Origin of the sequence: Polaromonas sp. (genome assembly GCF_012927485.1) — a bacterium.
GTDB lineage: Bacteria > Pseudomonadota > Gammaproteobacteria > Burkholderiales > Burkholderiaceae_C > Polaromonas.
In genome coordinates this window covers 305,097-316,304 of the sequence record NZ_JABBPC010000036.1, presented here as the reverse complement: position 1 = coordinate 316,304, position 11,208 = coordinate 305,097, and the positions used below count along the sequence as shown (strand labels likewise).

The window sequence follows — 11,208 nt, the reverse complement described above, 5'->3', positions numbered from 1 at the left end:
TGGAACTTGCTACGCTGGAATGGGTGTCCTGGTTTAACCATCACCGGCTGCTTGAGCCCATCGGTTACATTCCCCCTGCCGAAGCTGAAGAAAATTACTATCGGCAATTAACCAGTCAGGCTGCAGTGTCTGCCTGACTTAACCCAACGGGCCTCCACGAAACCCGGGGCGATTCAGAGCCTGCTTTCAAGGAACTCGGATTCGGTGTCTGGAGGAACGCTCAGCAGGCATTCGGCGATGAAGTATTCGATGTCAATAGCCGTCACCTCCGACAGCCGTTTATAAATCCACATCAAGCTGCTGCAGGTCTCGCGCATCTTGAACTTTGTGCTTCGAACCGGCTTGTCGCTTTCGTACAGAGTGACGCGGTAGGGCTCCAGCAGGACCTGCCCATGGGCTTCACTGTCCTCAAGCCAGCCCTCGATTACGTAAGTCGTTGATTTCAAGAAAAAATCTGGTCGGGGTGAGAGGATTCGAACCTCCGGCCTCTACGTCCCGAACGTAGCGCTCTACCAGGCTAAGCTACACCCCGCCTTGAAAAAACTAGGCACGCCTTGCCAGTAACTGAGAAGCTAGCTGCGTCAAGGCATCACTGTAAAGGTTTTTAGGCAACGTGTGCAAGGCGTTCAACGCGCGCTGAGCCTCCACGGCGGCGGCGTCCCGAGTGGCCCGCAACGCGCCCGTCTGTTGCACGATCCGAATAATTTGGGCCATCTGATCCGTCCCTCCCGTTTCAATGGCCTGGCGAATAACGGCGCGCTCAAGCTCCGTGCCTCGCTGCATCGCAATGATGAGGGGCAGCGTTGCTTTGCCTTCGCGCAAGTCATCTCCCAGGTTTTTACCCATTTCGGAAACATCACCGTCGTAGTCCAGTACATCATCGATGACCTGAAATGCAGTGCCCAGCGCCTGCCCATAATCTGCGCAGCTTTGCTGGACGGTGGCAGATGACCGCGCCAATAACGCCGCCAACCGGGCACTCGCCTCAAACAGCTTGGCTGTCTTGGAGCGGATCACCCGGAGATAGCCCTCCTCAGACAACGTCGCATCATGCATATTCATGAGTTGGAGGACCTCCCCTTCAGCAATCACATTCGTGGCCTCCGCGAGGGTTTGCATGATGCGTATATCGCCCGCATCCACCATCATCTGAAAGGCCCGGGAATACAGAAAATCCCCCACCAGCACGCTTGCAGGGTTGCCAAAAACCTCATTGGCGGTAGGCCGCCCGCGACGCAGCGTGGACTCGTCCACAACGTCGTCATGCAGCAGCGTTGCGGTGTGAATGAATTCCACCACGGCGGCAAGGTTGTAGCGCTGATCGTCGCGGTAGCCCAGGACACCGCACATTAGCAGCAAGAGAGCCGGTCTCAAGCGCTTGCCTCCAGCGGCCACGATGTAATGAGAAACCTGGCTGACCAGAGGCACCTCGGATTTGAGGCGTTGCTCAATGACCGCATCCATTCCGCGCATGTCGTCGGCAATCAGGGCAAGGGCAGCAGCAGTGCTTGAAGAATTAGCAGCCAAAAGGACGTCCAGACGTTAAGTTTCGCCAGATTATAGAAAACCCGCCGTCAGATATCAGACTCAATCGGGCCGGCCCACCGCCCGAAATCGCCGGATAGTCCATTTTTTGACCCGACATGCTAGAATCCTGGGCTCTGCGGAAATCCGTCCGCGGAACTCAATTTACGAGGTCTTACATGTACGCGGTCATAAAAACCGGTGGCAAACAATACAAAGTTGCTGCTGGAGAAAAAATTAAAGTAGAACAGATTGCTGCGGACGTAGGCCAAGAGATCGTTATTGACCAGGTATTGGCTGTCGGAACCGGCAGCACAATCAAGGTTGGTACGCCCTTGGTGTCCGGCGCAACTGTCACAGTCACAGTAGTGGCTCACGGCAGGCACGACAAAGTGCGCATTTTTAAAATGCGCCGTCGCAAGCACTATCAGAAACGCCAGGGTCACCGGCAGAACTTCACTGAACTGCTCATCGGCGCTATCGCCGGTTGACCAGTAAAGTACCAGGAGTAACGAAAAATGGCACAGAAAAAAGGCGGCGGCTCTACGCGAAACGGGCGTGATTCACAGCCCAAAATGCTGGGCGTCAAGAAATTTGGCGGCGAAGTGATCAACGCAGGCAGCATCATCGTGCGCCAGCGTGGGACCAAGTTCCACCCAGGCGTTAATGTCGGCATCGGCAAAGATCACACTTTGTTTGCGCTGGTTAATGGCCAAGTATCTTTCGCCATCAAGGGCGCGCTGAACAAGCAAACCGTCAGTGTGACGCCGGCGTAAGCCGATCACTTCGATAGCGTCGAAGCCCCGACCTGTCGGGGCTTTTTTGTTTGTAAACTCTCAATCAGTACTTCAACTGCCCCGCTCTAATCGCGTCCTACCCCATCATGAAATTTGTTGACGAAGCTTATATTGACATTGCTGCGGGCGACGGCGGGAGTGGCTGCGTTTCGTTCAGCCACGAAAAATACAAAGAGTTCGGCGGCCCCAATGGCGGTGATGGCGGACGCGGCGGCCATGTGTATGCGGTTGCAGACGTCAACCTGAACACTTTGGTGGACTTCCGGTTTTCGCGCCGTCATGAGGCCCGCAATGGCCAGCACGGTATGGGCTCTGACATGTTTGGCGCCAAAGGCGACGACGTCATCCTCAAAATGCCTGTGGGCACCATACTCACCGACGCCGAAACCGGCGAGGTTCTTTTTGAGTTACTGGTGCCTGGCGAGCAAATCCTGATCGCCAAAGGAGGCGACGGCGGTTTTGGTAATTTGCGCTTTAAAAGCTCTACCAACCGCGCGCCGCGCAGCAAAACACCGGGTTGGCCGGGTGACCGAAAGAACCTGAAGCTTGAGCTGAAAGTACTCGCCGATGTCGGCCTTCTCGGCATGCCTAACGCGGGAAAATCCACCTTTATCTCGGCAGTATCCAACGCCCGCCCGCGCATCGCCGATTACCCTTTCACGACGCTGCATCCTAATTTGGGCGTGGTCCGGGTCGGCCCTGAACAGAGCTTTGTGGTGGCTGACTTGCCAGGTCTTATTGAGGGTGCCTCGGAGGGTGCTGGCTTGGGGCATCTCTTTTTGCGGCACTTGCAGCGTACTCGCCTGTTGCTGCATATCGTTGACTTGGCACCCTTCGACGAAAACGTGGATCCGGTCGCTCAGGCGAAGGCCATCGTGGGAGAACTTAAAAAATACGACGAAGCGCTTTATAACAAACCGCGCTGGCTGGTGCTCAACAAGCTCGACATGGTGGATGCCGATCAACGCGTTGCCGTCGTTAAAGATTTTGTAAAGCGTTTCAAATTCAAAGGGCCTGTCTTTGAAATTTCAGCACTGACGCGGGAGGGCTGCGAGCAACTCGTCAAGACGATTTACCAGCATGTTAAGAAAGTGCAAAAAAGCGAGCAACCCGAGGAAGAAGTGGATCCACGATTTGTTGAGTTGCCTCCTGAGTCGCCAGAACCGACGTCCCCCGATTAACATCGGTTGCGGTGATGCAGTTGCAGGCGCAGCGCCCTTGCGCTCTAAGATACATAGCAATAACCGCGCGTCTTAATCAGGTTATTGTTTTAAAACGCTGAAAATGCACGATCAAACAGGCACCTCTATTCTGCGCAACGCCAAACGCATTGTGGTCAAGGTGGGTTCCAGCCTGGTGACCAACGAAGGCCGCGGCCTTGACGCTATCGCCATCGGCCAATGGTGTGAGCAGTTGGCCGCCTTGATCAAGGACGGGCGCGAAGTCATCATGGTCAGCAGCGGCGCCATCGCCGAAGGCATGAAACGTCTGGGCTGGACTATCCGCCCGAAAGCCATTCACGAGCTCCAGGCCGCCGCCGCAGTAGGCCAGATGGGGCTGGTCCAGATGTATGAAACCAAATTGCGAGAGAACGGCATTGGCAGCGCGCAAGTCTTGCTCACACATGCCGACCTAGCCGACCGGGAGCGATACCTCAATGCCCGCACTACCCTGCTGACCTTGCTCCACCTCGGTGTTGTTCCAGTCATCAACGAAAATGACACCGTCGTCAACGACGAGATCAAGTTTGGCGATAACGACACCCTGGGTGCGCTGGTGGCCAACCTTGTCGAAGCCGATGCGCTGATTATCCTGACCGACCAAAAAGGTCTGTACACCGCCGATCCGCGCAAGGACCCCACCGCCAAATTTGTACGCGAGGCACATGCTGGTGATGTGTCACTGGAAGCGATGGCGGGCGGTGCAGGCTCGGGCATCGGCAGCGGCGGTATGATCACCAAAATCCTGGCTGCAAAACGCGCTGCGGGCTCAGGAGCCTCTACGGTCATTGCCTGGGGACGCGAGCCTCAGGCATTGATCCGGTTGACCCAAGGCGAGGCGATCGGTACGCTGCTGGTGGCGCAAACTCAAAAGATGCAGGCCCGCAAGCAGTGGATTGCCGATCACCTGCAAATGCGCGGTTCAGTTTCCGTGGACAGCGGCGCCGTCAGCAAGGTCCGCAACGAAGGGAAAAGCCTGCTGCCCATTGGTATGACTGAAGTGCAGGGCGATTTTTCGCGCGGCGACGTCATCGCAGTCAGGGATGAGAACGGCGCAGAAATTGCGCGCGGCTTGGCCAATTATTCGAGTTCCGAAGCCCGGCTAATTTGTCGCAAGCCATCCACGGAATTCGAAAAACTACTGGGTTACACCGGCGAGCCAGAAATGGTTCACCGAACCAACTTAGTCCTCAGCCGGTAAAAATAACCCCGGAGCGAGAAGAAACATCTTTTGACTTCTACGGTCTAATTTTTAAATGGGTTTTTGAGCCGAACGACCAATGCATCGACCGATAACGCCGGTGCCGCGTTATCGCACGCGCCAGCCTTCGCGAATCGCAAAGCGTGCTTGGATGGCATGTTGTCAAACATGGAGCGCCACTCTGTCGGCGTCACCATATTCCAGCGGCCATCCGATGAATAGCGGGCGTAGGTTTTGAACTCTCCCGTGGAGCAGCGTATCCCTTCGTACATCACGTTTCTTGCGCCACTGGCGCTGGTCGCAACCATCACATAGCGCACCACGCTATCGCTGTTGGAAATGCGGATGGAAGCAGGATCGACACCATAAACCAGCGATGAGTTGGGCGACCCCTCAAATGTAATGAGTTTACTAACGTCAAACGCAGGTGGCGGCGGCACTTCGGCCTCTTTCCATTCGGGGTCGTCCGCCGCAGGCTGCGCCCAAGCCGTACAAGTCAAGCTAAGCAAGATCGTCGAAAAAAGCCCAAATATCGTTTTTTTTGTCATGTTTTTGTAGTCTGGGAATCCACCCGCAAACTGGTCTGCGGATCGGGCTCGAAAGTAGCACCGGGAGGCAGCTCAAACGACGCGCCAAGCCTGACAGCATACGGATGCATTGAGTTATCCACCGTGGGAGAACTGGCCTCTGCGGGATGATTCACGACCAGATCGTGCTGGTTCGGGCCGCCGCGCATGTAGCGGCTGCGATGATCTGAGCGTGGCTCAAACCGAAAATCCAAGCGTGGCACGAAGCGCGACAACTCGGTGAGTGCCATTTCATAGACGCCCCGCTTGAACTCCACCACAACATCTAGTGGCACCCAATAGTCGTTCCAACGCCAAGCGTCAAATTCTGGATGATCCGTGGCGCGCAGGTTTAGATCCCAGTCGTGACCGACCAGTTGCAACAGGAACCAGATTTGTTTCTGGCCTCTGTAATGCCCGCGCGCATCGCGCCGGATAAACCGGTCAGGCACCTCATAGCGCAACCAGTCTCGGGTACGGGCCACCACGTGCACGTGCTGAGGAAACAGCCCAACTTCCTCATGCAATTCACGGAACATGGCCTGTTCGGGATTTTCACCCCGGTCAATGCCACCCTGCGGAAACTGCCATGAGTGGGTACGAATACGTTTGCCCCAAAATACCTGACTTCTCTGGTTGAGCAAGATGATGCCGACGTTGGGCCGAAAGCCGTCCCGGTCAAGCATAATCAAACCTCAATTCTTTAAACTAAGTCCATTATGCACAGCGAAGGCCCCTGCGCCTAGCGCACAGCACGACTACGCTCCCCAAACCCAGAAAAATAGCTTATGAAAGCCTCCCAGTTCTTCATTTCAACCCTCAAGGAAGCGCCTGCTGACGCGGAAGTTGTTAGTCACCAGCTCATGACGCGCGCTGGCATGATCAAAAAGTTGGGGGCTGGCATCTATAACTACATGCCCATGGGTCTGCGCGTGATCCGAAAAGTCGAAGCGATTGTTCGCGAGGAAATGAACCGCGCCGGCGCTGTGGAAATGGCCATGCCGGTAATTCAGCCTGCAGAGCTGTGGCAAGAAACCGGCCGGTTCGAAGCCATGGGCCCTGAAATGCTGCGCATCAAGGATCGTCACGGCCGTGATTTTGTGGTCCAGCCGACGAGCGAAGAAGTCATCACCGACGTGATGCGCCAAGACATCAAGAGCTACAAGCAGCTGCCCAAAAATCTGTACCAAATTCAGACCAAATTCCGCGACGAGCGCCGTCCGCGTTTTGGTCTGATGCGTGGACGCGAATTCATCATGAAAGACGCTTACAGCTTTGACCGCGACCAACCCGCCGCTAAAGCCAGCTATCAAATCATGGCGCAGGCTTACCGCCGTATTTTTGACCGTTTTGGTTTGACATACCGCGCGGTTGCTGCTGACAGCGGTGCGATTGGCGGTGACTTGAGTGAAGAGTTCCAGGTGATCGCCGCCACGGGCGAAGACGCGATTGTTTACTGTCCCAGTAGCGACTACGCAGCCAACATGGAAAAGGCGGAGGCACTCGCGCCTCCCGGTCCGCGCAAAGCCGCCGCACAGACGATGGCCAAAATACCGACACCGGGCAAGGCAACCTGCGCCGCCGTAGCCGAACTGCTGGGCATCCCGCTACAAGTCACGGTCAAGTCGCTGGTCTTGGCTACAGACCAGATCGACGAAGCCGGCAAAGTGGTCAAGTCCGAGGTCTGGCTGCTGCTGCTGCGTGGCGACCATGACATGAACGAAGTCAAGGTCCGCAAGGTGCCCGGTCTGGGCACAAGTTTCCGCTTCGCCAGCCTGCCCGAGATCGAAGATCACTTTGGCTGCAAACCAGGCTACCTGGGACCACTCAATCTACTGAAACCGGTCAAGCTCGTGGTAGACCGCGAAGTTGCGGTGCTGGCCGACTGGGTCTGCGGCGCCAACGAAGCTGACGTTCACATCACGGGAGTCAACTGGGGTCGCGACCTGCCCGAGCCTGACCTGATTGTTGACATTCGCAACGTCGTTGCGGGCGACGCTTCACCCGACGGCAAGGGCGTGCTGGTGATCGAGCGCGGCATTGAAGTAGGTCATGTCTTCTACCTCGGCACCAAATACAGCCAAGCGATGAATGCGACCTTTCTAGGTGAAAACGGCAAACCGCAATTCTTAGAAATGGGCTGCTACGGCATAGGCATCACACGCCTGCCGGCCGCCGCCATTGAGCAGAATCACGACGAGCGCGGCATCATCTGGCCTGACGCCATTGCCCCGTTTACCGTGGTGATCTGCCCCATAGGCATGAACCGCAGCGAGGTAGTCAAGGCCGCAGCGACCCAGCTCCATGACGACTTGCTAACAGCGGGGGTGGACGTACTGCTGGATGACCGCGATGAGCGGCCTGGGGCCATGTTTGCCGACTGGGAATTGATCGGTGTGCCGCACCGCGTGGTCATTTCAGACCGCGGTTTGAAGGAAGGACAAGTTGAATACCAGCACCGCCGCGACACGACAGCCAGCAAAGTGGAAGCTGCCGCTGTGTTGGATTTCCTCAAGGGAAAACTAAGCTTGTAAACGCTGAATGACCGCCCGCAATTTCTTATGACTCTGTTAGCGCCACGCGTCGCGGTTTCGTCTGTCTCAGCGCAAATTTCAAGAAGAAAGTGTCTGCAGTCCATAGTTTCCGGCTGCCTACCTCTATTGTTTTCAGACAAGGCGAGCGCGGGGGCGCAGGTCGAGGAGCCACTTATCGACTCTGTTCGCACGGCGTTGAGTTCAGCCGTGGCCAACCATGCCCCCCCGATACCCAAGTTTAGGGACACGGAGAGCCGGCTGGCTTATCTGCGCTGGCTGGGCGCTATGAGCGATCGCCTTAAAAAGAAGAATCCAGAGTGGCAGATCCGCAAGGAATTTCTGCAAACCGTCTGGTACGAAAGCAAGCGAGCCGGACTGGACGTCACGCTGGTGCTCGGCTTGATCCAGGTCGAGAGCAATTTCCGCAAGTTCGCGGTTAGCAATGTGGGGGCCCGCGGTTACATGCAAGTCATGCCGTTCTGGACACGTGTGATTGGCGATGGCGACCCCGGCAAGCTGTTTTACATGCAAACCAATCTACGCTTCGGTTGCGTAATCCTCCGCCATTACCTGGACCGCGAACGAGGGGATGTTTTTATGGGCTTGGGCCGCTACAACGGCTCGCGGGGCAAGGCCCCCTACCCGAACGCTGTCATGGCTGCCAGTCAATATTGGAATTTTGGAGGCTAGGCTGCCGTTTTAAGCTGCGCGGGGTCAGCCAGTCAGATGGGTCTCACCTAAAAATTCGCGCTCTTCCGCAAACCAGTTCAAAACCGGAATGGTGCCCGGTAAAACCGGTTTGACGGCCACAGGAAGGCGTTGCCATGAAAACAACTGCCCTTCGTGCATCTGCAACTCGCCGCTCCAATCAAACACCTTGCAAAAGTGGAGCCTGACCAGCGCGTGCGGGTAATCCACCATCTCTACCTTCCAGCGCTGCACGCTACCGATCGTGATGCCTATTTCTTCCTGAAGTTCACGGCGTAGCGCCTGCTCGACGTTCTCGCCCTGCTCCAGCTTGCCACCGGGAAACTCCCAGTATCCTTCGTAGACCTTACCGGGAGGACGAGAGGTCAGTAGAAACCGGCCGTCGGCCCGAACCAGTACCCCGACGGCTACCTCCACCACCTTCCGCTCGGGACCACCCTCGCGGGGCAGGTCCGCGTCAGCGATCAGAACCGGTCCTCTCATGGGCCTTTGATGTCAGCGTGCTGGCCGGCATAGTTGCGCGCGAACTGGTAAGCCACGCGACCGCTGCGCGACCCCCTTTCCAGCGCCCACACCAACGATGCAGTTCGTGCGGCCTCGATGGCAGGGGCACCAACGCCGAAGGACGACAACCACTGGGTCACGATGGCAAGGTACTCGTCTTGGCTGAAAGGGTAAAAGCTGACCCACAAACCGAACCGCTCTGATAGCGATATTTTTTCTTCCACCACTTCTCCCGGATGCACTTCTCCACTTTCAGTGTGCGTATAGGTGAGGTTCTCCATCATGTACTCGGGCAGCAGGTGGCGCCGGTTGCTGGTGGCATAAATCAACACATTCGGAGTTGCAGCGGCGATAGAGCCATCAAGAATGGACTTGAGTGCCTTATAGCCGGACTCGCCTTCCTCGAAGCTCAAGTCGTCACAGAAAACAATGAACTTCTCAGGCAAACCCGAGACCACATCCACAATGTCCGGCAGATCCGTCAGATCAGCCTTGTCCACCTCGATCAGCCGCAATCCACGGGTTGAATACTCATTCAGGCAGGCCTTGATCAAGGACGATTTTCCAGTGCCGCGTGAGCCGGTCAACAAGACATTGTTGGCGGGTTGGCCGCTGACAAACTGTTCGGTGTTGCGCTGGATTTTTTCCTTTTGATCTTCAATCTCTTTTAAATCAGTCAGGCGTATGGTCCCCAGATGTTTGACGGGTTCCAGCGCGCCATGGCCCGAACTGCGCTTGCGATACCGGTAGGCTACTGACACGGTCCAGTCAGGCGCTGACAGCGGTTTCGGCAACACGGATTCAATACGGGTGACCAGGGATTCGACCCGCGCCATCAGGCGCTCAAACGGTTGGTTCATTTCTGCTCTGCTTAACGGCTTAACTTCGATAATCGGCGTTGATTTTGACGTAGTCATAGGAGAGGTCGCAGGTCCAGACCGTGTCAGCGGCCGGTCCCCTGCCCAGCACTACCCGTACGTTGATTTCGCTTTGTTTCATGATGCGCTGGCCGTCAGCCTCTATGTAATCCACATATCGTCCGCCGTTTTTCGCCACCAGGACATCGTCAAGGTACAAATCTATTTGGGTCTGATCCAGGTCGTCGATGCCCGCATAGCCCACCGCGGCCAGTATCCGGCCCAAATTGGGATCACTGGCAAAAAAAGCTGTTTTTACCAGCGGTGAATGAGCGATCGCATACGCTACCTGGCGACATTCCTCGCCGGTTTTTCCACCGTCAACCCGAATCGTAATGAACTTGGTAGCACCTTCCCCATCGCGCACGATGGCTTGCGCCAATTTTTGCGCGAGAGCCATCATGGCAGCCCGCAAAGTTCGACCGTCAGGGCTGTCCAGCGAGGTCACCGGCGGATGTTTTGCCCGGTTAGTGGCCATGACCACAAAGGAATCGTTGGTAGAGGTGTCGCCGTCGACGGTAATGCGGTTAAACGAACCTTCAGCCAACTCCCTGGCAAGCTGCACCATGAGCGACTGAGAAACACAAGCGTCGGTCGCCATGAAACCCAGCATGGTCGCCATATTGGGCCGAATCATGCCAGCTCCCTTGCTGATCCCGGTGATGGTGACGGCTGCGCCACCCAGCGTGATTCGGGTTGAAAACGCCTTGGCTACCGTGTCCGTGGTCATGATCGCCTCTGCGGCGTTGGCCCAGTTGTCTTCCCTGGCATCCGCCAGCGCTCCCGGCAACCCGGCCGCAATACGCTCATGGGGCAAGGGCTCCATGATCACCCCGGTTGAAAACGGCAGGATTCGCCCAACTGAGACATTGAGCGCACGAGCCAGCGCAATGCAGCTAGCTTCGGCACGCATCAATCCGTTCTCACCGGTACCGGCATTTGCGTTTCCGGTATTGATCAGCAGGGCGCGAATACCTTCGCCAGCGAGATCGCCAGCTACCGCTTTTGCCAAGTGCTTCTGGCAGATCTGGACCGGTGCAGCGCAAAACCGGTTTTGTGTAAAAACAGCGCCTACCGAAGCCCCCTCGTCCAGCAGTAGCACGGCCAAGTCTTTGCGATTGGCCTTGCGGATCCCCGCTTCGGTGATCCCCCAGCGCACGCCAGGCACTGGGTACAGGTCTGCGGCAGGCGTTGCAACGAGATTGACGGACATGTTCTTAACTCCAGGAAACCAGGG

Annotated in this window: 13 protein-coding genes, 1 tRNA gene and 1 pseudogene; 7 read left to right on the top strand and 8 right to left on the bottom strand. The window is 56.5% G+C overall.

Annotation, left to right across the window (positions count from 1 at the left end; genetic code table 11):
- A pseudogene (locus HHJ16_RS16530) lies at positions 1–137 on the top strand (IS3 family transposase); the annotation flags it as partial.
- 36 nt (positions 138–173) lie between these two features.
- Here HHJ16_RS16530 and HHJ16_RS16525 read toward each other — a convergent pair.
- From HHJ16_RS16525 to HHJ16_RS16515, 3 genes are all read right to left on the bottom strand, one after another.
- On the bottom strand, positions 174–446 hold the full coding sequence (locus HHJ16_RS16525; RefSeq protein ID WP_296902367.1) for a hypothetical protein: 273 nt from the start codon (positions 444–446) through the stop codon (positions 174–176).
- Positions 447–455: 9 nt separating this feature from the next.
- A tRNA-Pro gene (locus tag HHJ16_RS16520) sits at positions 456–532 on the bottom strand.
- Positions 533–543: 11 nt separating this feature from the next.
- Positions 544–1,527: a polyprenyl synthetase family protein gene (locus HHJ16_RS16515; RefSeq protein ID WP_296902366.1), complete on the bottom strand. Its 984-nt coding sequence runs from the start codon at positions 1,525–1,527 to the stop codon at positions 544–546.
- A 176-nt stretch (positions 1,528–1,703) separates the two neighbouring features.
- Between HHJ16_RS16515 and rplU the strand changes: the two genes are divergently transcribed.
- From rplU to proB, 4 genes are all read left to right on the top strand, one after another.
- Positions 1,704–2,015 (top strand): 50S ribosomal protein L21, encoded by a 312-nt coding sequence (rplU, locus tag HHJ16_RS16510; RefSeq protein ID WP_296902376.1) that lies wholly within the window; start codon positions 1,704–1,706, stop codon positions 2,013–2,015.
- Positions 2,016–2,042: 27 nt separating this feature from the next.
- A complete protein-coding gene (gene rpmA / locus HHJ16_RS16505; protein WP_296902365.1) occupies positions 2,043–2,300 on the top strand; it encodes a 50S ribosomal protein L27 in 258 nt (85 codons plus the stop codon).
- A gap of 107 nt (positions 2,301–2,407) precedes the next feature.
- The gene (gene cgtA / locus HHJ16_RS16500) at positions 2,408–3,502 is read left to right on the top strand and encodes an Obg family GTPase CgtA (RefSeq protein WP_296902364.1); all 1,095 of its coding nucleotides are present in this window, start codon (positions 2,408–2,410) and stop codon (positions 3,500–3,502) included.
- 103 nt (positions 3,503–3,605) lie between these two features.
- Positions 3,606–4,742: a glutamate 5-kinase gene (proB, locus tag HHJ16_RS16495; protein ID WP_296902363.1), complete on the top strand. Its 1,137-nt coding sequence runs from the start codon at positions 3,606–3,608 to the stop codon at positions 4,740–4,742.
- Positions 4,743–4,786: 44 nt separating this feature from the next.
- On the opposite strand, the gene HHJ16_RS16490 is transcribed toward proB, so the two are convergent.
- Positions 4,787–5,290: a CNP1-like family protein gene (locus HHJ16_RS16490; protein ID WP_296902362.1), complete on the bottom strand. Its 504-nt coding sequence runs from the start codon at positions 5,288–5,290 to the stop codon at positions 4,787–4,789.
- Entirely contained in the window at positions 5,287–5,994 is a 708-nt protein-coding gene (locus tag HHJ16_RS16485; RefSeq protein WP_296902361.1) for an RNA pyrophosphohydrolase, read from the bottom strand. The genes HHJ16_RS16490 and HHJ16_RS16485 overlap by 4 nt, the downstream gene beginning before the upstream one ends.
- Positions 5,995–6,096: 102 nt before the next feature.
- On the opposite strand from HHJ16_RS16485, the gene HHJ16_RS16480 reads away from it, so the two are divergent.
- Both HHJ16_RS16480 and HHJ16_RS16475 read left to right on the top strand, forming a co-directional pair.
- Positions 6,097–7,842 (top strand): proline--tRNA ligase, encoded by a 1,746-nt coding sequence (locus HHJ16_RS16480; protein WP_296902360.1) that lies wholly within the window; start codon positions 6,097–6,099, stop codon positions 7,840–7,842.
- 27 nt (positions 7,843–7,869) lie between these two features.
- Positions 7,870–8,532: a lytic transglycosylase domain-containing protein gene (locus HHJ16_RS16475; protein ID WP_296902359.1), complete on the top strand. Its 663-nt coding sequence runs from the start codon at positions 7,870–7,872 to the stop codon at positions 8,530–8,532.
- Positions 8,533–8,556: 24 nt separating this feature from the next.
- Here HHJ16_RS16475 and HHJ16_RS16470 read toward each other — a convergent pair whose 3' ends face one another.
- The 3 genes from HHJ16_RS16470 to argJ are packed head-to-tail and all read right to left on the bottom strand — an operon-like array spanning position 8,557 to position 11,184.
- Positions 8,557–9,033: an NUDIX domain-containing protein gene (locus tag HHJ16_RS16470; protein ID WP_296902358.1), complete on the bottom strand. Its 477-nt coding sequence runs from the start codon at positions 9,031–9,033 to the stop codon at positions 8,557–8,559.
- Complete coding sequence (locus tag HHJ16_RS16465) at positions 9,030–9,914, bottom strand: ATP-binding protein (RefSeq protein ID WP_296902357.1); 885 nt, start codon at positions 9,912–9,914, stop codon at positions 9,030–9,032. Before HHJ16_RS16465 ends, HHJ16_RS16470 begins: the two co-directional genes overlap by 4 nt.
- A gap of 19 nt (positions 9,915–9,933) precedes the next feature.
- Positions 9,934–11,184: a bifunctional glutamate N-acetyltransferase/amino-acid acetyltransferase ArgJ gene (gene argJ, locus HHJ16_RS16460; protein ID WP_296902355.1), complete on the bottom strand. Its 1,251-nt coding sequence runs from the start codon at positions 11,182–11,184 to the stop codon at positions 9,934–9,936.
- Positions 11,185–11,208 lie beyond the last annotated feature (24 nt).